The following is a 20,821-nucleotide window of genomic DNA, read 5'->3' on the forward strand; positions in this document are numbered from 1 at the left end:
TAAAGCGGGGTCAGGTCGAAACTACGCATCTTGGTCATCCTTTTTCGTAAGCGATAACAATGGTTAGGCCTTCCGATATCGGACAGGCCGGTGATCCGGGGCCCGTCGTTGGCACCCCGATGCACCATATATTGGAAAGCCAAATCGTGGTTTCAAGACCTTAATCGACGGTGATGAATTTTGCCCCGATATCATTGCGCGCGCCATGGGTGATCAGCCGCTGACCACCCCCAGGACGTGCGGGCGCATCCGCAAAATGCGCCAGCAGCACATGCAACGGCCCTTCAAGCGAGGTGCCAAGCGCTACTTTGCGGCCATCCACCAGCGCCATCGCCGACACGACGGATGCTATCTGAGGCGCGCCACCGCGCATGGTGAACACCGGCGATCCGCTGGACCCGAAATCCACATCGCAGGTGAGCACGATGACGCCGGTCTGGCGGCCCAGCACGGTGCAGACCTCTTGCAGGCTTGGCGCGTCTTCGCGGCCTTGGCCATAAGACACCACGCCGACCTCATCCCCGGCAAGCGGGCGGTCCGCGATCGGGTAAGGTTGCAGGCGATGTTCGATGATCGGACGGTCCAGTTCCAGCACGGCGATATCCATCGCCACGGCAGCCGCGTCGGTGGTATCGCCCTGATGTATATAGCCCGGATGCCCGACAGCGCGCAGCACGTTGCGCGTTGCCGCCGCACGTCCGTCGCGCAGGCCTGCGCGAAACGAAAACCTGTCGGCTGTGATCAGGGCGCCGTCATGGTCATAAAGGCAATGCGCTGCCGTGAGAATTAGCCTTTCGCGGATCAGGGCGGCCGTGCAGAACCCCTTGCCCGCGATATCGAGCCTGCCGACAGCCTCCCAGCCGGTGCTTGCCTGCCGTGTCTGCAAGGTCACCAGGTCGCTTTGCGCCAGCGCGGGCAGGGCGCTTGCCAGCGCCATCATCGCGGCAAGAAAGAACTGGCGCATCTGATATCCTTTGCGTGATACGGGAAGGATACACAGGCTGCGCGCCTTGCGCTAGCGAAGGATCGGCACTTGCGGTGCGGTTTTGCCGGGCGCTGTCAGGGCCGGGGGCTGGGGTCCGCCTGTCGCCCAATCAAGCAGTTCGACGGTATGGACGATCGGAACATCGGTGCCACTGCCGATCTGCATCATACAGCCGATATTTCCAGCCGCGATGATATCCGGCGTCAGCGCCTCCAAAGTCCTGACCTTTCGCGCCTTCAGTTCCTTGGAAATCACGGGCTGCATCAGGTTATAAGTGCCCGCAGATCCGCAGCATAGATGGGTGTCGCTGGGTTCCAGCACCGTAAACCCTGCGTTTTTCAGCAAATCCTTAGGATAGGCCTTGATCTTTTGGCCATGCTGCAAGGAACAGGCGGCGTGATAGGCGACCCTGGTGCCTTTATCCTCGCCTGCGGGCAGGTCGAGTTTTATCAACACCTCTGACACATCCATCGCAATCGCGCTGACCCTTGCCGCATCCGCCGCAAGCGGATCATTGCGGAACATATGACCGTAATCCTTGACTGTGGTTCCGCAGCCCGAGGTATTGATCACAATCGCGTCCAGACCGCCCTGATCCATCTCGCGCACCCAGGCGCGGATGTTGCGCGCGGCGGCGGCATGGCTTTCGGTTTCCTTGCCCATGTGATGGGTCAGCGCGCCGCAACAACCCGCGCCGTCAGCTATTACAACTTCCGCACCAAACCGCGTCAACAGCCGGATCGTGGCATCGTTGATGTCGGTGTTCAGCGCCTTTTGCGCACAGCCTGTCATCAGCGCAACGCGCATCTTTTTATCCATCACGACAAAGGTCTGCGGATCATCGTTGCGGCTGACGGGTGGGATGGTCCGTGGTGCCATCTCTAGCATAGCGCGCAGGCGTGGATCAGGCATGAAACGCGCGAATGGCCGTCCGAACTTGGCCCCCAAGAGCGCCAGCCTGAACCGAATCGGATAGGGCAGGGTGCGCGCCAGTATCCAGCGCAAGGCCCGGTCTGACCATGGGCGGTCATAGTTTTTTTCGATATAGGCGCGGGCCTGATCGATCAGATGCATGTAATGCACACCTGACGGGCAGGTGGTCATGCAGGCCAGACAGGACAGGCAGCGGTCGATATGTTTGACTGTTTTGGCGTCAGGAATGCGATCATTTTCCAACATATCCTTGATCAGATAAATCCGACCGCGCGGGCTGTCGAGTTCATCGCCAAGGATCTGATAGGTTGGGCAAGTCGCGGTGCAGAACCCGCAATGCACGCAGGACCGCAGGATCTGATTGGCCCGCTGAATCTCGGGGTCCTGCAATTGCTCTGGTGTGAAATGCGTCTGCATCAGCCCATTATCCCCGGATTGAATAAGCCGCGTGGATCAAACTTCGCCCGCAGTCCGGCGGCCATGGCCGCAATCGGTGCAGGCTCCGGCTGAAACACCGGCACGTCGGCCGTGCCACGGATCAAGGTCGCGTGACCGCCAAAATCGCCCAGCCGCGCGCGCAGATCGCCTTCACATATCAACCAGACGAGGCCACCGGCCCAGTCATAGATCACCCCGCGCGCCCGCGCTTTGGCCACGAGCTCTGGCGCGTCGGATGGTTTGACGGACAACCGCCAGACATCACCGGGCTGATCTGCAAAACCCGCCACATCCCGCACAGCGGCCCAGCTTGCCGTGACTGTCGTTGGATCATCCTCGACCGTTGCCGTTCCGAACGGCGCCAGAACCGCGAGCAATGCCTGCGCGCGGTAAGCGACCGACGTGGCAAAACCTTCCAGCCGTAACATCGTGCGGCCCGCTGCGGGATCGTGCGCGGCACCTGTCACCTCGAACGGTGACGACATCGCCGCCGCCATTGCGGCTACGGCGCGGTTGTCATCAAGGCCCTGCAACACCAGCGTCACCTGCGTTTCGACATCGGGCATGACCTTCAACGCTACTTCGGTGAGCACGCCCAAGGTGCCATAGGAGCCGGTCAACAGCTTGACCAGATCATAGCCGGTGACGTTCTTCATCACCCGGCCACCATTCTTGATGATATTGCCCGCCCCATCGACAAACCGCACACCGAGCATGAAATCCCGGCAGGCACCCACCGCAATGCGGCGCGGTCCCGATACATTGGCTGCGACCATGCCGCCGATTGTCGGTTCGCCCGTTGTGCCCAACAGGGCCCGATGATCCATCGGCTCGAACGCGAGCCGCTGGTTTTCTTCGGCCAATCGCGTTTCGATCTCTGCAAGAGGTGTGCCTGCCTTGGCCACCAACGTCAGCGCGCCGGGTTCATAAAGCGTAATGCCCGACATCCCCGCCAGCGACAGCGCCGCACCCATGCTGTGCCCCACCGGGCGCGTCCCACCGCCCACGATCCGCAACGGGCCATCTGCCGCCATAATCATTTGCGCCAGTGCATCTTCTGTTTCAGGCGTCATGTCATCGTCCGTGTGCAAATATTCTGGGGCAGCCATCACGCCGCGCGCCGTGGCGCAGAGCTGTCGAGTGGGAACACCTTGGCGGGGTTCAGCAGCCAAAATGGATCAAATACATCCTTGACCGCCATCTGCGCCTCCAGATCGGCGGGGGCGAATTGCACATGCATCAGATCGCGTTTTTCGATCCCCACCCCATGTTCGCCGGTCAGACAGCCGCCGACCTCGACGCAAAGCCGCAGGATATCCGCGCCGAAGGCCTCGCACAATTCCAGATCGCCGGGTTTGTTGGCATCAAACAGGATCAACGGGTGCATGTTGCCATCACCCGCATGGAATACGTTGCCAACGCCAAGACCGTATTCCTTCGACATCTCACCTATCCGGCGCAACACGAAAGGCAGGGCGGACACCGGGATCGTGCCATCAAGACACATGTAATCATTTATCTGGCCCATTGCGCCGAATGCCGATTTGCGGCCCAGCCAGATGCGGCTGGCCTCTTCGGCGTCCTTGGCCTCGCGCAGTTCGACAGGGTTGTGGCTGCGTGCGATGTCCATGATCAGGGCAAGTTGGGCGTCAATCTCTGCGGGGGATCCTTCGACCTCGACGATCAAAAGCGCCTCGCAGATCGGATACCCTGCTTTGGCAAAAGCCTCGCAGGCTTCGATGCATGGCCGATCCATAAACTCGATCGCGACCGGCAGAATACCTGCTTTGATGATATCGGTTACGACCTGTCCCGCGACTTCGGAACTGTCATAGCCCATCAAGACGGGCCGCGCGCCTTCGGGTTTGGGCAGGATGCGCAGAGTCGCCTCGGTCACGACACCCAACTGGCCTTCGGACCCGCAGATAACGCCGAGCAGATCGAGATTGCCCGCATCCAGATGCGCGCCACCGATCTGCATCACCGTGCCGTCCATCGTCACAAGTGTCACGCCCAGCAGATTATTCGTCGTCACCCCATATTTCAGACAATGCGCGCCGCCGGAATTCATTGCGATATTACCCGCGATGGCACAGGCCAGTTGGCTGCTTGGGTCTGGGGCGTAAAAGAATCCGTCCGCCTCTACGGCACCTGTCACCGACAGATTTGTCCGGCCGGTCTGAACACGGATATAGCGGTCGTCATAATTCGTCTCGATCACATCGGTCATGCGGGCCACGCCAAGGATCACGCAATCCGCTGTGGGCAAGGCACCGCCGGCTAGCGATGTGCCCGACCCGCGGGGCACGACAGGTACGCCCATATCATGACAGATCTTCAATACGGCGGCGACCTCTTGCGTGGTGGACGGCAGAACCACGGCTAGGGGTGGGCAGCGATACGCCGTCAGCGCGTCGCATTCATAAGCACGCGTTTCCGAGATGTCCGACATCAACGCATCAGCGGGAAGTACCCCGGCAAGGCGCGCGACGATTGCGTCTTTGCGCGACAAAACATCTGTACTCGGCGCGGGCATTTGCACGGCGTATCCTCCCATTGCGGCCACTGGTAAGAATATATGACCAATTTTGCCATCTGGCAAGTCGTGACGACAGAGGCTAATGATTCTGTATGACATTGTTTGACCATCTTAGCCTTCTTGGCCTGGCTGACGGTATCGCGGCGGGCCTCATCGTACTTGTCTGGGCTACCATCGGGTGGCGGATCGAGCATCCCGGTGCGAAAAAGCCATCTGTCACGATCCTGATGTCGCAGCGGCGGCGCGACTGGATGAAGGTATTCGTCACCCGCCAGCCGCGGATTTTTGACAGCCAGATCCTTGCCGGCCTGCGCGAAGGCACTGCGTTTTTTGCATCGACCAGCCTGTTTGCCATTGGCGGCGTCCTGGCGCTGCTTGGCAATACGGAATCTTTGCGCGGGGTTGCGGCAGGTGTCACCGATACCCAAATCCCGGTTCTGATCTGGCAGTTGAAACTGGCGCTGGTCGCGCTGTTCCTGACCAATGGTTTTCTGAAATTCGTCTGGGCGAACCGGGTCTTCGGCTATTGCGCGGTGGTCATGGCTTCGGTCCCGGAAGATGCGACCGACCCTATCGCCTTTCCGCGCGCAGCGCAGGCGGCAGAACTGAATATCCGTGCCGCGCTGAATTTCAACCGCGGGCTGCGGTCGATGTATTTTGCGCTCGCGGCTTTGGCGTGGTTGCTGGGACCACAGGCGCTGATCATCGCCACCTTTGCTGCGGCTTGGATGATCTGGGCGCGCGAATTTTCATCGACCCCGCGCAACGTGCTACTGGGCGATTAACGCCGCCCTTCGCGCAGCCAGGCACCGATGCTCAGCAATCCTGCCAGCAACAGGAACAGCCATGCAGGCACCAAGGCCGTGATCCGGATATCTGCCGTCTGATAGGCACCGCGCGGGGTGATCCCGATCCAGCCGCGACCGGCGGCCAGACGTCCGTCGCGTACAGTACGGATATCCACAGGGCCTGCGGATATTGGCATGATCCCGCCACGTGTGCTGTCGACAATATCGGCCAGCACATCGCCCGTCGCAATCGTTTGCTCGAACTCACGCGGTGCTGCGGGGCCAAGCGCGATGACGGCGTTCTGGTCCCCATCGTCCAGCCGGTAAAGGCCGATTTCGGGCGCATCCCACGTTGTTTCAAACCGCCCCGGCGTTGTTTCAGTCAATGGCAGTACCGTTTCGGTCCCGTCGGGATGGGTGACCGTGACATCGGCGGCGCTGTCGGACAATGTGCGCCGGATAATCTGCATCTGCTGTCCGGTGGGTTGGACGCTGAGCGATTCTTCCTCAAGCTCTGGTTCGCGCATCATCCAATGCGCCAGACGGCGCAGCAATTCCAGTTGCGGCCCGCCGCCTTCATAACCGCGATCCCACAGCCATGAATGATCCGACGCCATCAGCGCGACACGGCCCGCGCCAATCCGGTCAAGGATCAGCAAGGGGCGGTCATCCAGACCTGACATGACAATCGACGCCGTTTCCGGCACCATGACATCGACAAGGCGGAACCAGCGGCCCCAGCCAGGCCCATCCCCCTCTGCAGGCGGCGGTGACAAGGCATCCAGCCCGGACGTCACCGGATGGCGCGCGCCAAGCTCGGTGATCCGCGGTACGAACCCTTCCTCGAACACACGTGCTGTCGGCGCACCGGGCAGAATCGTACCCAAGGGCGAACGATAGATGCTTTCCGCGCCGCCATATTCCGAACCAGATGAGATCAGCACAGCGCCGCCCTCTTCGACATAATTGCGGATATTCTCCAGATAGGCATTGGGAAGGATGCCCCGCCTGCGATAGCGGTCAAAGATGATCAGGTCGAATTCATCGATCTTTTCCAAGAACAATTCGCGCGTCGGAAAGGCGATCAGTGATAATTCATTGACCGGCACACCGTCTTGCTTGTCCGGTGGGCGCAGGATCGTGAAATGCACCAGATCGACTGCAGCGTCGGATTTGAGCAGATTGCGCCACGTCCTTTCGCCCGGATGCGGCTCACCCGAGACAAGCAGCACGCGCAGGCGATCACGCACGCCGTTGATTTGCACGACTGCGGTGTTGTTGCGGTTGGTCAATTCTCCCTCGGCCTCGGGCACCGAAAATTGCAGCACGTTCATGCCTGCATGCGTCAATTGCACTGGCACTTCGATATCGCGGCCCACCGGGACGGGTAGGATCATCGGCTCCTCGCCATCAATCGAAACCGACAGATCGACAGATTCGGTGGGCGGGGCAGCGCCCTGATCTTCAATCCGCAGGGTCAGGTTGAAGGTCTCGCCCAGAATGGCAAAGGCAGGGGCATTAGATACGACCAGACGACGGTCCCAGTCATCCGGTTCACCGGTCAGCAGGACATGCAAGGGCGCGGGCAGCGCCGGCGCGCTTTCCATGTCATGCACGCGGCCATCGGTGATCAGGACGATGCCTGCGATCCGTCCCTGCGGTTCTTCCGCCAGGGCCTCCGACAGCGCAGCCATCAAGGTTGTCCCCTGATCGCCCGGCGTATCGCCCAAGGTGACCAGACGCATTTCGGTATTGGGCTGGCGGTCAAGTTCTGCAGTGACATTGGCCAGAGCTGCGTCATTCTGACCGGGCCTGCCCGCGATCCGCTGGCTGGCGCTTTCATCGACGACGACCATCACAATATCGCTGAGCGGCGCGCGGTCTTCCTGCTGCAGCGACGGATTGACCATTGCCGCCAGCAAGGCCAGTCCCGCCAGTCCGCGCAGCCACCAGCCCGGTAACCGTCGCCAGATCGCTACTACCACCGCCAGAACCACCAGCGCCGCCAGCACATAAACCCCGATCAATGGGATCAGCGGATCAAAGATCACACTTCCGGTCATTTGCGTCCGCCCCTGAAACGTTCGAACCTGAATATTTTCGCGGGAGGCAGCAGTTGCCTTGGCAATTGATACGAAAAGAGCGATTCCATAGTCATTGCCCCAACCGGTCCAGCAAATCCGGAACATGCACCTGATCGGATTTATAGTTGCCCGTCAGCACATGCATGATCAGATTGACGCCAAAGCGCAGCGAAATCTCGCGCTGTTGTTCGCCTGCGGTTCCGCGCCCCACGGGAAACATCGGCGCGCCGCTGGCGGTCACGGCCCAGGCGCGTGCCCAATCGTTACCGCCCACGACCACCGGCGTCACCCCGTCGTTGAGGTTGCGAAACGGCATGCCGTCGGTAATCTCGGCTTCGACCGGGGATGCCTCGACCCAGACGTCGCGGCTGGCATAGCGGCCCGGAAAATCCTGCAATAGATAGAAGGTGCGCGTCAGGACATGATCCTGGGGGATCGGCTCCAGCGGCGGGATATCCAGCGATCGGGCAATCGCCTGCAGCCGTGCACCTTCGGGTGAACCGGACCCGAAACGCGCGGTATCGGCATCGCGCGTGTCAAACAGGATCATTCCGCCTGAACGCAGATATCGGTTCAGCTTGCCATAGGCTTCGCGGCTGGGCAGGTCGGTGTTGGCGGTGATCGGCCAGTAAAGGAACGGGAAGAACGCCAGTTCATCAGTTTCGATATTCACGCCCATTGGCCTTGCAGGTTCGATCGACGTACGGCGCGTCAGAGTCTGGGACAAACCCAGCAAGCCAGCGGAGGTCACATCATCTATGGCAGGATCACCGGTTAGCACATGGGCCAGCACCACCTCGGACGTCGCGCGGATAGCGAAATCATCCTGCGCGCGGGCCTGCGGCGCAATCAGCAGCGCCAAGACCAATGTCGCCGCGACATCTGCGCGGGGGCCGCGCAACCGACCGCCGACAGCCAGCGATGCGATCAGATCGACCAGCAGCAGCGCCAGCGCGGCGGTCAGCAACCAGCCTTTTAACGCAGTGGCGCGCAGCACATCCATCCCTTCCACGGCGATCCGGGCGGGCCATGCCGCTGCCGTCAGCGTGGTGTCCGCACCGACGACATTCACCGCAATCTGTCGGTCTCGTCCGGCATAGACACCTGGTTGCAGGTCAGGACCCGGCACGGCACGGGCCAGAACCTCGCCCGATACACCGGCCAGATCGCGCCCGTCTTGCAGGCGGCCATAGCCGTCAAGCAGCCGGTCCGGTTGCCAGATCGTGCCTTCCAGTTCTGCCGCGTCGGGGGTGGCAGGGCGTGTGGATACTGCAAGACGTTCCAACATCTGCACGAAAAGGCCTGACAAGGGCAGGCTGGACCATTCGGCATTTGCAGTGACGTGGACCAGCACGACCTGTCCCTCGCCGCTGAATTTGCGCGTGATCAGCGGCGTGCCATCCACGAGTTGCGCGATCACGCGATCGGCCAGCGCAGGGTCAGGCTGGGCCATCACTTGGCTGGTGACTGTCACGTCTCCAGGTACAGCCAGCCCAAAGAATGGCGTGTCCACAGCGAAAGGCGCCAGCGTCTTGGGTTCTCCCCAGCTCATCGCGCCACCGACGGACCTGCCGCCTTCGCGCAGGCGCACGGGCAACAGCGGGTCTTCGGACCCGCGCCCGACATCCGATGCGGCAAGCCGCGGCCCGGCGAAACGCAAAAGCAAGCCGCCTGCATCGACCCAATCGGCGATGCCCTGTGCCTCGATATCGGTCAGGATCGCGACATCGGCCAGTACGATGACGTCGGGATTGGCCAGCAGGACATTCTCTAGATCGCCATCGATCAGGTCGGCCGTGGGTTCCAGCGCCTCGCGCAGGTAGAAAAGCTGTGACAGCAATTCCAGCCCTTCGCGATCCTCCCGGCCCGAGATCAATGCGACTTCGCGCCGCCGCAGCGCATCATCGGTCAGGCTGACAGCGGCGGCGGAACGGACACCGGTCAATTCAAATCGTGTGATCCGGTTACGCAGTTCCGGCGGCAGGTTCAGCGTGTTCTCCGCGACCTCCTCGCCCGGCTCAAAGTTCAGCGGCACGCTGGCCAGTGCGCGTTCCACGCCAGCGGGATCAAGGCCGATGGCAGTGACATTGGCCTCACTTTCATTGCCGATGGGCGTGCGGGCGGCGCTGATGCGAACCCCGCCTTCTTCAAACCGGGCGGGGCGCAGGCCGGTGATCTGGCGCGGTGTATGGAACACGGTCACGGGTCCCGCCTGTTCGAAGGTGGCAAGCAGGGCGTCGCGGTCTGGGTAATCCAGACCATCGCTGATCCAATAGGTTTCATAGCTGCCTGATTGTGCAGCGAAATACTCGGCGGGATCGGCGGGCTGCCACGGCTGCGGCTGCACGCTGGGTAGCCGTTCCTGCCATACACTCGGAGCGGCAAAGGGCAACGGCTCAGCCAAGGGCAGGTCCGTCAAATTGATCACGGCAACGCGACGGTCGTTGCTGGCTGCCTCAGACAGCAGGGCAGTCACCCGGTCCAGCGTGCTCTGCCAGGCAGGTGCGCCGGCCCAAGTGCCGTCGATGGCGATCACCAGATCACCGCGCCCGTCGCGGGCTTGCTGTGGGTTCAGGGTGGGTCCGGCAAAGCCAATAATCACGGCAGCGACCGCCAGCAGGCGCAGCAACAAAAGCCACCATGGGGTACGGTCGGACTGGCTTTCGGCGTCTGTCAAGCCCAAAAGCAGCGCCACACCGGGGAACCTGCGCTGCACGGGGGCAGGTGGGACCGCGCGCAGCAATACCCACAGGATTGGCAGGACAATCAGGCCGATCAGCAGTAACGGGGCGGTAAAGCCTATGGGACCAAGCATCCACATCAGCGCTGCCTTTCCAGCGCGCCGTAAAGCCACAGCAGCGCCTGCGTTGCGGGTTGGCCGGTATGGTGGCTGTGAAACTGCCAGCCCGTCCTGCGGGCAAGCTGTTGTAGCTGGTCCTTGCGCGCAGCGAGCCGGTCGAGATAGCGGGTTTTCAGGTCACGCGCGCGCAGGGTTTCGTGTCTCACCGTACCCGTCATGGATTGAAAGATCGTGCGGCCGTCGAATGGAAACGCCTCTTCCTGCGGATCAAGCACCTGCAACATTGCGCCGCGCACGCCACGATCGGCAGCGCGGGTCAGGGCGGCGGTCACACCATCAATATTGCCAAGGAAATCGCTGACGAACAACGCGCGCGAATGCGGCAGCATGCCTTCTGCATCGGGTGAGCCGTGATCGCCTGTCTCGCTCTCGGACAATATCTGCGCCATCTGCGCCAATTGTGCCGACCCTCGGCGTGGCGGCAGGCGCAGGCCGGTCAGGCCGACGCGTTCGCCGCCACGATTAAGCAGGATCGCCAGTGCCATCGCCAGCGTCCGGGCGCGGTCTGCCTTGGTTGCGTGATCGTCCGAGGCAAACCCCATCGCCGCCCCCTGATCGACCCAAAGGATGACGGATTGTGCGATCTGCCACTCCTTGTCCTGCACGAACCGTGCGTCCGACCGCGCCGAACGGCGCCAGTCGATGCTGCGCGCGGCATCATGGCTTTGGGCCGGACGGTATTGCCAGAATGTATCACCGACTCCCGCCCGCCTGCGTCCGTGATCGCCCAGCAGGACGGTCGCGGCCAGATGCTCGGCCTCTGCCAGCAATGGCGGCAGGTGCGTCGCAAGGCTTTCACCCTGCGACCGGAGCATCACCGGTGTATTCATGCCGCTGCTGCGACCTGCGTGATCTGGCCGGCAACCTGATTGATAACAGATTGCACATCCTCTCCGCGCGCACGGGCCGCAAAGGACAAGGCCATCCGGTGTTCCAGCACGGGCACGGCCATGTTGCGCACGTCTTCTGCCGACGGCACCAGACGACCATCAAGCAGGGCAGACGCCCGGACTGTCAGCATCAGCGCTTGCGCCGCACGGGGGCCGGGACCCCAACTGACGCTTTGTCGGATGATATCGGGCGCGGTCGCGTCATCGGGACGGCAGGCGCGCACCAGATCAAGGATCATGTCGAGGATGTTTTCACCCACCGGCATCCGCCGCAGCAGCGCCTGTGCATCAAGCAATTCCTGCGTCGTGAACACGGCGGTCGCCTGCGCATCTTCCACGCCAGTCGTGGCGATCAGGATGTCGCGTTCGGTCTGTCGGTCGGGGTAGGGCACGTCGATCTGGACGAGGAAACGGTCCAATTGCGCTTCTGGCAGCGGATAGGTACCTTCCTGTTCCAGCGGGTTCTGGGTCGCTAGAACGTGGAACGGCACGCCCAAGGGGCGGTGCTGGCCTGCGATTGTGACCTCTTTTTCCTGCATGGCCTGTAACAGAGCAGATTGCGTGCGCGGGCTGGCGCGGTTGATTTCATCTGCCATCAGCAATTGACAGAACACCGGCCCTTCGATGAAGCGGAACGCACGGCTGCCATCGGCGGCGGTTTCCAGCACTTCCGAGCCGAGGATATCGGCGGGCATCAAATCCGGCGTGAATTGGATGCGGTTGCCGTTCAGCCCCATCACGGTGGACAGCGCATCGACCAGTCGGGTCTTGCCCAGCCCGGGCAGGCCGATCAGCACCGCGTGACCGCCGCAGATCAACGCCGACAGCGTCAGGTCCACGACGCGGGTCTGACCGATGAAGCGGGCCGAGATGCTGTCGCGCGCCTGCCCCAGTTTTTCGCCGAGCGTCTCGATCTGGCTGACGAGATCAGCGTCCTGTGTCATGACATTCCCTCAAATAAGCTATATCTGTCATTCGACCAGATAAACCGGGTGACCCCAATGGCAAAATCCACGACCACACAAAAGATTGTAGCGCCAAGCGCCGAAAGCCTCGCGCAAAGCGCAAAGGCGGTGCAAAAAGGCGGATTGCCGCCGGTCCATCTGTGGAACCCGCCGCATTGCGGGCATATCGACATGCGGATCGCGCGGGACGGGACGTGGTTCTACATGGGCACGCCCATCGGGCGGCCCGCTCTGGTGCGCCTCTTTTCCACCATCATGCGGCGGGACGGTGATGAATACGTTTTGGTCACCCCGGTGGAAAAGGTCGGAATCACGGTGGATGACGCGCCGTTTTTGGCGGTGGATGTCAATGCCCATGATGGCAACCTGATCTTCAAGACGAATGTGGGCGACGAGGTGACAGCCGGGCCGGACAATCCGATTCGTGTGGTACGCGATCCGGCGACAGGGGAGCCCTCGCCCTACGTGCTGGTCCGCGCCAATCTGGAAGCATTGATTGACCGCAAGTCGTTTTATCGTCTGGTGGATATGGGGGAAGAGGCCGCGCATGAGGGCGCGCGCTGGTTCGGCGTGCGTTCGCTAGGTGCGTTCTTTCCGATCATTCCCGCGGATGAATTGCCGTAGGAAGGGGGAAACACCCATCTTCTGCGGCGCATACACGTGAATGTCACTGGCCTGTCTGGCGCGCGGCCTTATCTTTCGGTCTGAAAAATAAGGATCTGCCATGTCACGTTATCACCGCCGGACCGTTTTGTTGGGGGCTGCGGCCAGTCTCGCCACGCCATTGGTCGCGCAGTCAGACCCTTGGGCCGGGATTGCCGACCGCGTGCAGTCTATGGACCAGTGCCACGGGCTGGTGATCCGACAATCGGGGGCAGAAGTTATCTCACAGGTGTTTCGCGGCCCGCCACTTGGCCGCGCCGTGCCGGTCAAATCAGTGTCCAAGACGATTGTGGCGGCTTTGACTGGTGCCGCACTGGACCGGGGTGAACTGCCATCGGTGCAAGCCAAATTGGGCGCGGTGGCACCACGGTTGATTCCATCCGGCGCCGATCCGCGCGTGGCCGAGATCACGGTGGAAAACCTCGTGACGATGCAAACCGGGCTGGAGCGCACGTCGGGTGGCAATTACGGCGCTTGGGTGAACAGCCGCAACTGGGTCGCCGATGCGCTGGGCCGGCCGTTTGTGGCGGAACCAGGCGGGCCAATGCTTTATTCGACCGGGTCATTCCATGTGCTGGGCGCGGTCTTGTCGGAAGTGTCGGGTCAATCCTTGCTGGATCTGGCGCGCGCCCGGCTGGGGCAGCCTTTGGGGATTGAGATCCCAGCCTGGACCCGCGATCCGCAGGGTTTTTATCTCGGTGGTAACGAAATGGCACTGACACTGGAGGGCATGGCGCGCTTTGGCGAGATGTACCGCATGGGCGGCCAGTATGATGGTGCGCAGGTGCTGAGTGCAGATTGGGTCGCGCAATCGCTGGAGCCGCGCACAAGGTCGCAGTATTCCGGTCTCAGCTACGGGTATGGATGGTTTCTGGGGCAGGCTGGTGGCGTGGATTATGCGCTTGCCCGCGGCTATGGCGGGCAGGTGATCTGCACGGTGCCCGCGCTTGAAATGACGCTGGCATTGACGTCAGATCCTACCCTGCCCGCCCGCTCAGGCGGCCATTTCGGTGATATCATGCAGCTGATCGAGGGCGATGTGATCCCGCTCGCGCGGAGTCGGATGGGTTAAGGTGGGTGATATCACCCACCCTACTTGACGATCTGCAGGATGGGTCATGTCAGCCATCCCAAACCCGCATCACACGCTGGTGCAGATATATTTCAGTTCCATGTAATCATCGATACCATGCGATGACCCTTCACGGCCCAGCCCAGATTGCTTGATCCCGCCGAAAGGTGCCACCTCGGTCGATATAATCCCGGTGTTCACGCCGACGATGCCGTATTCCAATGCCTCGGCCACTTTGGTCACGCGCGACAGGTCCTTGGCGTAAAAATAAGAGGCAAGACCGAAGATCGTGTCATTGGCCTGAAAGATCACGTCATCTTCATCCTCGAACATGAACAAGGGCGCGAAGGGGCCGAAGGTTTCATCTGTGCTGACCAGCATGTCCTTGGTGGCGTGGGTGACGATAGTGGGTTCAAAGAACTGCCCGCCCAGATCATGGGGTTTGCCCCCTGTCATGACCTTGCCACCTTTGGCCAAAGCGTCGTCAAGATGTTCCTGCACCTTCTTGACCGCCGCCGGTTCGATCAGCGGCCCGAGGGTGGTGCCATCAGACAAGCCATCACCAACGCGCAGTTTTTCGACCGCTACCTTCAGTTTGGCGGCAAATTCCTCGTAAACTCCTTTTTGCACGTAGATCCGGTTGGCGCAGACGCAGGTCTGGCCGTTGTTGCGGAATTTACAGGCGATGGCACCGTCGACCGCGGCATCCAAATCGGCATCGTCGAAGACGATAAAAGGCGCGTTGCCTCCCAGTTCCATCGAGCATTTCATCACCTGATCGGCGGCCTGTTTCAGCAGGATGCGCCCGACCTCGGTCGATCCGGTAAAGGTCAGTTTGCGCACGATGGGATTTTCGCAAAATTCCTTGCCGACTTCGGAAGAGGAGGTCGAGGTCACGACCGAGAATAGGCCCTTGGGCACGCCTGCCTCCTCCGCCAGTTTCGCCATGGCCAGCGCGGACAATGGTGTCAACGACGCAGGCCGCACGACGAACGCGCAACCGGCCGCCAGCGCCGGGGCGACCTTGCGCGCGATCATCGCATTGGGAAAGTTCCACGGCGTGATGCCAGCGGCGACGCCGATAGGTTGTTTAATCAAGGTGATGCGTTTGTCAGCCATATGGCCAGGGATGGTTTCACCATAGACGCGCTTGGCTTCTTCCCCGAACCATTCCACGAAAGAGGCGCCATAGGCGACTTCTCCGCGCGCCTCGGCCAGCGGTTTACCCTGTTCGGATGTCATGATGATGGCGAGGTCTTCCTGATGCGCCATCATCAGATCGAACCATTTGCGCAGAACCTTGGACCGTTCCTTGGCGGGCAAGGCGGCCCATGGTTTCTGCGCCTTTTGCGCGGCATCGATGGCTTTGGCGACTTCGGCGCGGGACAGATCAGGGATCTGCGCGATCACATCGCCGCGCGCTGGATTGGTTACGTCGAAGGTTTTGCCGCTTTTGGCCTGAATCCACTCCCCGCCGACAAAAGCGTCTTTGCAAAGCAGATCAGGGCGGCTGAGCATGGATTTGAGGTTGGTGGTTTCATCAAGCATGGTAATCTCCTTTGACTTTGACACAATGTGACCCCTCAAAGGGGCAAAGGTAAAGGGGGGGCAACCGATGCAGCTGGATGATGCTTATGCGAATGCGGCTTATATTTCGGGCGGTGCGGATTACCCCGATCGCTGGGCCGCAGAGGCGGCGGCGTTTCGCGCTGTGGCGCGGTGCGAGATTGATCTGACCTATGGCGAAAGCACACGGCAGCGGTATGATCTGTTTCATCCTGACAGATTGGCCAAGGGAGTAGTGATCTTCGTACATGGCGGATATTGGCTGCGGTTCGACAAATCTTTCTGGTCGCATCTGGCGGCGGGGCCTTTGGCGCAGGGCTGGGCGGTGGCGATGCCGTCCTATGATCTGTGCCCCGATGTCGGGATCGCGCAGATCGGCGATCAGATTGCGCGGGCTATCGGTGTGATTGCGGACCGCGTGCCGGGTCCCGTGCGACTGGTCGGCCATTCGGCGGGCGGGCAACTGGTGGCGCGTATGACATCACCGCGACCGGGCGCGCGCTGGCAGAGCAGGCTGGCGCGGGTGTTGCCTATTTCGCCGGTCGCAGATTTGGCCCCCTTGATGCAGACATCGATGAATGCCGATCTGGGGATCACGCACGATGTCGTGACAAGCGAAAGCTCGGTGTATCTGCCGACACCCGATGTGCCGGTGACAATTTGGGTTGGGGGCGCGGAACGACCTGCGTTTCTGGAACAGGCCGGTTTGCTGGCGCAGGCCTGGGATGCACCGCTGGTTGTCGCGCCAGAGCGGCATCATTTTGATGTGATCGCCGAATTGGCGGAGGCTGACAGCGACTTGACCCGCGCAGTGCTGGCATAACAGGCTCACATTCCTGCGAAACATGAACCAGCGGGCAGGGATTTTCCGGCGCTGACAATGCGGGATTTTTGATCTTTCCTCTTGGCCCCGCGATAAGTATACAGGGACCAAGTTCCCCGACAATGCGAACCCGGCCCCCGCGGTCTGCCCCTGCAAGGGCTTTGGAAAGGCTTGTCTGTCAGATCAGGAGAGCACGATGACTGAGAAACCGATTATGGCCAAGGCGACCGCCGTTTGGCTGTGTGATAACACAACGCTGACTTTCAAGCAGATCGCCGAATTTTGCGGCTTTCATGAATTGGAAGTGCAGGGCATCGCTGATGGCGATGTGGCTGCTGGTGTGAAAGGGTTTGATCCCGTCGCCAACAACCAGTTGACCCAAGACGAGATCACCAAGGGCGAAGCTGACCCCAGCTATAAGCTGAAGCTGAAATTCTACGCTGCCGCCACCGGTGAGGAAAAACGCCGCGGGCCGCGTTACACGCCTTTGTCCAAGCGGCAGGATCGACCGGCGTCGATCTATTGGCTGGTTAAATTTCATCCTGAATTGTCGGATGCTCAGATTTCGAAACTGGTTGGCACGACGAAACCAACCATTCTGGCGATCCGCGAACGCACTCATTGGAACATCAACAATCTTGACCCGATTGACCCGGTCGCCCTTGGCCTGTGCAAGCAATCCGAGCTGGATGCGGCCGTGCAAAAGGCCAATGCCAAGAAGGCCCGTGAGGGTGGGGCGATGAGCGATGATGAACGGCGCAAGCTGGTGAGCACCGAACAATCGCTAGATATGGCACCAGAGCCAAAGATGCCGACCGCGATGGCCGGTCTGGAAAGCTTCAGCCTGAGCGACCCGCGCGACGAGGAAGAGGAAGAAGACAAGCGCGACGTCAGCGATGCCGACAGCTTTTTCAACCTGCCCGATGATGACGATGATGATGAGGATGGCCGTCGCTGAACCGACCATGTTTACAATATAAAACGCGCGTCCCATGGGGCGCGCGTTTTGCGTTGGACCTGTTACACCCCGCTGAGATTAGCGGGTGCGCCGTCAAGGTCTACGGAGTTCAGCTTCCATGCAACATAACCACCCGTGCCAAGCACGATCACAAGGACCAACCAGATCAAGGCATTGCGCATGCCAGTGGCTTCATCATCGGAGCCTGCCCCATTTTTACGTGCTGGGCGGCGGGTTTTCGTTGCGGCGGATTGCCGTCGCATTTCTTCGATGCGGCGCAGGCGCGCTGCAAAATCGTCGGATCTTATGTCACTGTTCATGCAATAATCCCCGCCATAACGTTCAATTGACGCACAACACTCAAAAGCTGGCATTGCATTACGGCAAAATTGCGTTTGATATGGGTTTTTATAGTGCCTTGCGCGCATTTAACGCGGCGGTGATGGTGCCATCGTCAAGGTAATCCAGTTCCCCGCCCACAGGGACGCCCTGTGCCAATGACGTGACCGTCACGCCAGGCAATTGGTCCGCGATGTAATGCGCCGTAGTCAGCCCATCGATCGTCGCACCAAGGGCGATAATCACTTCGGTCACGTTTTCACTGCCGATCCGGTCAAGCAATCTGGGAATGCGCAATTCTTCTGGCCCGACTGCGTCCAGCGCCGAAAGCGTGCCGCCCAGCACGTGATACCGGCCTTTGAACACGCCAGAGCGTTCCATGGCCCAGAGGTCCGCGACATCTTCCACGACTGCGACCTGCCCGTTGGCGCGTTTTTCCGACAGGCAGATATCGCACAAATCCGCCGTGCAGATATTGCCGCAATTGAGACATTCGCGCACATTTGCCCCGACGCGGTGCAGTAGATCAGCCAAGGGCAGCAGCACAAGGCTGCGCTTCTTGATCATATGCAGCACCGCCCGGCGGGCAGAGCGTGGCCCCAGCCCCGGCAGTTTCGCCATCATCGCGATCAGGTGATCAAGGTCTTCGGTGCCGTTTGACATGGGGGCCTTTGGTGTGAGGGCAACGTATATTTAAGCCTCTCCGGCAGGGATACTTCGGCTCTAACGACGTCAGAAGGGCAGTTTCATACCCGGTGGTAGACCCAGACCTTCGGCCATCTTGGCCATTTCCTGCTGCGCGCGCTCAGTCGCCTTTGATTGTGCGTCCTTGATGGCGGCAAGGATCAGGTCCTCGACCACTTCCTTGTCTTCGCCGTTAAAGATCGAGGGGTCGATATCGAGGCTTTTCAGCTCGCCCTTGGCCGTCGCTGTGGCCTTGACCAGACCCGCGCCGCTGACGCCTTCGACCAGTACGTTTTCAAGCTCTTCCTGCATCTGGGCCATTTTGCCTTGCATGTCCTGCGCCTGTTTCATCATCTTGGCCATGTCGCCAAGTCCGCCTATGCCTTTGAGCATTCTCATCTCCTGATCTGGTTTATTCCGAGATAGGTCTTTGGGGGCGGTGCCGCAAGCGCATCAATCCTCTTCGAACGGATCCCATTCGTCTTCGACCTCTGGCAACGCGTCCTCGCTTGCTTCGAGTACCTTGCTGGCAGCGGTGCGGATGTCGGTGATGCGCGCCTTGGGAAAGGCTTTGATCACAGCCTGCACCAGCGGATGCGCATTGGCCTGATCGCGCAGGGCGGTTTCGGCGGCATCGCGGGTTTGCGCGATGGTGGGTGCCCCGCCTTCACTGACGACGCTGATCGTCCAGCGGTTGCCGGTCCATAATTGCAGCCGCGCGCCCAGCCGGCCGATCAGGTCGGTCGCGGTGTTAGGGGCGAGCGTGACCTCGATCCGGCCGGGTTGATAGGATACCAACTGCAGGCCAGTCTCAACTTCGACCAGCAGTTTGACGTCGCGATTGTGGCGGATCAGTTCGACCACATCCTCGAACCTTGCGTAATGTTGCAGGGCTCCGGGTGCGAGCGCCGGGGCAGTCTGTGCGCCGCCCGTTGACACAACGCTCCGCGCTGTGGGGCCGTTCGTTGGCGGGGAGAGTGCGGCGCGCACAGGGCCCGGTGGCGGGGGTGTCGCGTCTTTCAACTTGCGCACCAGATCGTCGGGGCTAGGCAGGTCGGCGACATGGGTCAGCCGGATCACTGCCATTTCGGCGGCCATCATGGCGTTGGGGGCCATCGCCACCTCTTCCAGCGCTTTCAGCAGCATCTGCCACATGCGTGACAGCACGCGCATCGGCAGACCGTCGGCCATGGCCTGACCGCGGCTGCGTTCATCGGGGCTGATTGTGGGGTCATTTGCGGCGTCCGGTGTGATTTTCACCACGCTGACCCAATGGCACACCTCGGCCAGATCGCGCAGCACGGCCATCGGGTCGGCACCATCGGCATATTGACCCGAAAGTTCGGTCAGCGCATCCGCCGCGCGCCCGTGCAGGATCATGTCGAACAGGTCGAGCACCCGGCCACGGTCCGCCAGCCCCAGCATGGCGCGCACCTGTTCGGCGCTTGTCTCTCCCGCGCCGTGGCTGATCGCCTGATCAAGCAATGACTGCGCATCGCGCGCCGATCCTTCGGCGGCGCGGGTGATCAGCGCCAGCGCGTCATCGCTGATCGCGGCACCTTCGGCGTCGGCAATCTTGCGCAACAGCGCGATCTGGGTTTCGGGTTCGATCCGGCGCAGATCGAAACGCTGGCAGCGCGACAGCACGGTTACCGGCACCTGACGAATTTCCGTCGTGGCAAAGATGAATTTCACATGTTCGGGTGGTTCTTCCAGCGTCTTCAACAGCGCGTTGAACGCGTTCTTCGACAGCATATGAACTTCGTCGATGATATATATCTTATAACGGGCGGAGGCCGCACGGTAGTGAACGCTGTCGATGATTTCGCGGATATCGCCCACGCCGGTACGGCTGGCGGCGTCCATTTCCATCACATCGACATGGCGGCCTTCCATGATCGCCACGCAGTGTTCGCAGACACCACAAGGATCAGTCGTTGGCTTGCCTGTGCCATCAGGGCCGATGCAGTTCATCCCCTTGGCAATGATCCGGGCAGTGGTGGTTTTGCCGGTTCCCCTGATCCCCGTCATCATGAACGCTTGCGCAATCCGGTCGGCGGCAAAGGCGTTGCGCAGGGTGCGCACCATCGCATCCTGCCCCACCAGATCGGCGAAGGTTTCAGGCCGGTATTTCCGGGCGAGCACTTGGTAACGGGGTTCGTCGGTCATGGCGGCCTTTGGCGGGATTCGGATGATGCTGCAGCCTATGCCTCTGCGCGGCAGAGGTCTACCAC

Annotated in this window: 18 protein-coding genes; 5 read left to right on the forward strand and 13 right to left on the reverse strand. The window is 61.0% G+C overall.

The features are described from left to right. Positions 1-160: 160 nt before the first annotated feature. Genes ACK4TM_RS11520 through ACK4TM_RS11535 form a run of 4 tightly spaced genes read right to left on the reverse strand, consistent with a single transcriptional unit; the run spans position 161 to position 4,898 of the window. Positions 161-964 carry a trypsin-like serine peptidase gene (locus ACK4TM_RS11520; protein ID WP_409701432.1) on the reverse strand — a complete coding sequence of 268 codons (804 nt, stop codon included), beginning with the start codon at positions 962-964 and terminating at the stop codon, positions 161-163. A gap of 51 nt (positions 965-1,015) precedes the next feature. Continuing rightward, positions 1,016-2,335, reverse strand: coding sequence for a glycolate oxidase subunit GlcF (gene glcF / locus ACK4TM_RS11525; RefSeq protein ID WP_409701435.1), 1,320 nt, complete (start codon positions 2,333-2,335; stop codon positions 1,016-1,018). Continuing rightward, a complete protein-coding gene (locus ACK4TM_RS11530; protein WP_409701438.1) occupies positions 2,335-3,429 on the reverse strand; it encodes an FAD-binding protein in 1,095 nt (364 codons plus the stop codon). Before ACK4TM_RS11530 ends, glcF begins: the two co-directional genes overlap by 1 nt. 35 nt (positions 3,430-3,464) lie before the next feature. Continuing rightward, entirely contained in the window at positions 3,465-4,898 is a 1,434-nt protein-coding gene (locus ACK4TM_RS11535) for an FAD-linked oxidase C-terminal domain-containing protein (protein WP_409701441.1), read from the reverse strand. Positions 4,899-4,987: 89 nt separating this feature from the next. Between ACK4TM_RS11535 and ACK4TM_RS11540 the strand changes: the two genes are divergently transcribed. Further along, the gene (locus ACK4TM_RS11540) at positions 4,988-5,680 is read left to right on the forward strand and encodes a DUF599 domain-containing protein (RefSeq protein ID WP_409701444.1); all 693 of its coding nucleotides are present in this window, start codon (positions 4,988-4,990) and stop codon (positions 5,678-5,680) included. Here ACK4TM_RS11540 and ACK4TM_RS11545 read toward each other — a convergent pair. The 4 genes from ACK4TM_RS11545 to ACK4TM_RS11560 form a co-directional block, all read right to left on the reverse strand. Next, complete coding sequence (locus tag ACK4TM_RS11545) at positions 5,677-7,746, reverse strand: hypothetical protein (RefSeq protein WP_409701447.1); 2,070 nt, start codon at positions 7,744-7,746, stop codon at positions 5,677-5,679. The genes ACK4TM_RS11540 and ACK4TM_RS11545 overlap by 4 nt on opposite strands. A gap of 91 nt (positions 7,747-7,837) precedes the next feature. Continuing rightward, the gene (locus ACK4TM_RS11550) at positions 7,838-10,588 is read right to left on the reverse strand and encodes a DUF4159 domain-containing protein (RefSeq protein WP_409701450.1); all 2,751 of its coding nucleotides are present in this window, start codon (positions 10,586-10,588) and stop codon (positions 7,838-7,840) included. Continuing rightward, positions 10,588-11,457 (reverse strand): DUF58 domain-containing protein, encoded by an 870-nt coding sequence (locus tag ACK4TM_RS11555; protein WP_409701453.1) that lies wholly within the window; start codon positions 11,455-11,457, stop codon positions 10,588-10,590. The genes ACK4TM_RS11550 and ACK4TM_RS11555 overlap by 1 nt, the downstream gene beginning before the upstream one ends. After that, entirely contained in the window at positions 11,454-12,461 is a 1,008-nt protein-coding gene (locus ACK4TM_RS11560; protein WP_409701456.1) for an AAA family ATPase, read from the reverse strand. The genes ACK4TM_RS11555 and ACK4TM_RS11560 overlap by 4 nt, the downstream gene beginning before the upstream one ends. Before the next feature lie 57 nt (positions 12,462-12,518). Here ACK4TM_RS11560 and ACK4TM_RS11565 point away from each other — a divergent pair, with 57 nt between their 5' ends. Next, the gene (locus ACK4TM_RS11565) at positions 12,519-13,106 is read left to right on the forward strand and encodes a DUF1285 domain-containing protein (protein WP_409701459.1); all 588 of its coding nucleotides are present in this window, start codon (positions 12,519-12,521) and stop codon (positions 13,104-13,106) included. Positions 13,107-13,206: 100 nt separating this feature from the next. Continuing rightward, positions 13,207-14,217, forward strand: a complete 1,011-nt coding sequence (locus tag ACK4TM_RS11570; protein ID WP_409701462.1) for a serine hydrolase domain-containing protein — start codon at positions 13,207-13,209, stop codon at positions 14,215-14,217. Positions 14,218-14,286: 69 nt separating this feature from the next. On the opposite strand, the gene ACK4TM_RS11575 is transcribed toward ACK4TM_RS11570, so the two are convergent. Continuing rightward, the gene (locus ACK4TM_RS11575; RefSeq protein ID WP_409701465.1) at positions 14,287-15,765 is read right to left on the reverse strand and encodes an NAD-dependent succinate-semialdehyde dehydrogenase; all 1,479 of its coding nucleotides are present in this window, start codon (positions 15,763-15,765) and stop codon (positions 14,287-14,289) included. A gap of 67 nt (positions 15,766-15,832) precedes the next feature. Between ACK4TM_RS11575 and ACK4TM_RS11580 the strand changes: the two genes are divergently transcribed. Together ACK4TM_RS11580 and ACK4TM_RS11585 are read left to right on the forward strand one after the other, a co-directional pair. After that, positions 15,833-16,606: an alpha/beta hydrolase gene (locus ACK4TM_RS11580; protein ID WP_409701468.1), complete on the forward strand. Its 774-nt coding sequence runs from the start codon at positions 15,833-15,835 to the stop codon at positions 16,604-16,606. A gap of 196 nt (positions 16,607-16,802) precedes the next feature. Continuing rightward, positions 16,803-17,564 carry a DUF1013 domain-containing protein gene (locus ACK4TM_RS11585; protein WP_409701471.1) on the forward strand — a complete coding sequence of 254 codons (762 nt, stop codon included), beginning with the start codon at positions 16,803-16,805 and terminating at the stop codon, positions 17,562-17,564. 62 nt (positions 17,565-17,626) lie between these two features. Here the strand turns inward: ACK4TM_RS11585 and ACK4TM_RS11590 are convergent, their stop codons facing one another. From ACK4TM_RS11590 to ACK4TM_RS11605, 4 genes are all read right to left on the reverse strand, one after another. Next, positions 17,627-17,884 carry a hypothetical protein gene (locus tag ACK4TM_RS11590; RefSeq protein WP_409701474.1) on the reverse strand — a complete coding sequence of 86 codons (258 nt, stop codon included), beginning with the start codon at positions 17,882-17,884 and terminating at the stop codon, positions 17,627-17,629. 88 nt (positions 17,885-17,972) lie between these two features. Beyond that, positions 17,973-18,566, reverse strand: a complete 594-nt coding sequence (gene recR, locus ACK4TM_RS11595; protein ID WP_409701477.1) for a recombination mediator RecR — start codon at positions 18,564-18,566, stop codon at positions 17,973-17,975. A 69-nt stretch (positions 18,567-18,635) separates the two neighbouring features. Then, positions 18,636-18,980: a YbaB/EbfC family nucleoid-associated protein gene (locus ACK4TM_RS11600; protein WP_409701480.1), complete on the reverse strand. Its 345-nt coding sequence runs from the start codon at positions 18,978-18,980 to the stop codon at positions 18,636-18,638. A 60-nt stretch (positions 18,981-19,040) separates the two neighbouring features. Continuing rightward, a complete protein-coding gene (locus ACK4TM_RS11605; protein ID WP_409701483.1) occupies positions 19,041-20,756 on the reverse strand; it encodes a DNA polymerase III subunit gamma/tau in 1,716 nt (571 codons plus the stop codon). Positions 20,757-20,821: the final 65 nt, after the last annotated feature.

Origin of the sequence: Yoonia sp. (assembly GCF_046292185.1) — a bacterium.
In the GTDB taxonomy this organism is placed as follows: domain Bacteria; phylum Pseudomonadota; class Alphaproteobacteria; order Rhodobacterales; family Rhodobacteraceae; genus Yoonia.

What these genes read in the sequence shown, in the direction of transcription:
- ACK4TM_RS11520 (WP_409701432.1), bottom strand. Translation starts at nt 964, where the DNA reads ATGCGCCAGTTCTTTCTTGCCGCGATGATGGCGCTGGCAAGCGCCCTG.
- glcF (WP_409701435.1), bottom strand. Translation starts at nt 2,335, where the DNA reads ATGCAGACGCATTTCACACCAGAGCAATTGCAGGACCCCGAGATTCAG.
- ACK4TM_RS11530 (WP_409701438.1), bottom strand. Translation starts at nt 3,429, where the DNA reads ATGACGCCTGAAACAGAAGATGCACTGGCGCAAATGATTATGGCGGCA.
- ACK4TM_RS11540 (WP_409701444.1), top strand. Translation starts at nt 4,988, where the DNA reads ATGACATTGTTTGACCATCTTAGCCTTCTTGGCCTGGCTGACGGTATC.
- ACK4TM_RS11545 (WP_409701447.1), bottom strand. Translation starts at nt 7,746, where the DNA reads ATGACCGGAAGTGTGATCTTTGATCCGCTGATCCCATTGATCGGGGTT.
- ACK4TM_RS11550 (WP_409701450.1), bottom strand. Translation starts at nt 10,588, where the DNA reads ATGTGGATGCTTGGTCCCATAGGCTTTACCGCCCCGTTACTGCTGATC.
- ACK4TM_RS11555 (WP_409701453.1), bottom strand. Translation starts at nt 11,457, where the DNA reads ATGAATACACCGGTGATGCTCCGGTCGCAGGGTGAAAGCCTTGCGACG.
- ACK4TM_RS11560 (WP_409701456.1), bottom strand. Translation starts at nt 12,461, where the DNA reads ATGACACAGGACGCTGATCTCGTCAGCCAGATCGAGACGCTCGGCGAA.
- ACK4TM_RS11565 (WP_409701459.1), top strand. Translation starts at nt 12,519, where the DNA reads ATGGCAAAATCCACGACCACACAAAAGATTGTAGCGCCAAGCGCCGAA.
- ACK4TM_RS11570 (WP_409701462.1), top strand. Translation starts at nt 13,207, where the DNA reads ATGTCACGTTATCACCGCCGGACCGTTTTGTTGGGGGCTGCGGCCAGT.
- ACK4TM_RS11575 (WP_409701465.1), bottom strand. Translation starts at nt 15,765, where the DNA reads ATGCTTGATGAAACCACCAACCTCAAATCCATGCTCAGCCGCCCTGAT.
- ACK4TM_RS11580 (WP_409701468.1), top strand. Translation starts at nt 15,833, where the DNA reads ATGCAGCTGGATGATGCTTATGCGAATGCGGCTTATATTTCGGGCGGT.
- ACK4TM_RS11585 (WP_409701471.1), top strand. Translation starts at nt 16,803, where the DNA reads ATGACTGAGAAACCGATTATGGCCAAGGCGACCGCCGTTTGGCTGTGT.
- ACK4TM_RS11590 (WP_409701474.1), bottom strand. Translation starts at nt 17,884, where the DNA reads ATGAACAGTGACATAAGATCCGACGATTTTGCAGCGCGCCTGCGCCGC.
- recR (WP_409701477.1), bottom strand. Translation starts at nt 18,566, where the DNA reads ATGTCAAACGGCACCGAAGACCTTGATCACCTGATCGCGATGATGGCG.
- ACK4TM_RS11600 (WP_409701480.1), bottom strand. Translation starts at nt 18,980, where the DNA reads ATGCTCAAAGGCATAGGCGGACTTGGCGACATGGCCAAGATGATGAAA.
- ACK4TM_RS11605 (WP_409701483.1), bottom strand. Translation starts at nt 20,756, where the DNA reads ATGACCGACGAACCCCGTTACCAAGTGCTCGCCCGGAAATACCGGCCT.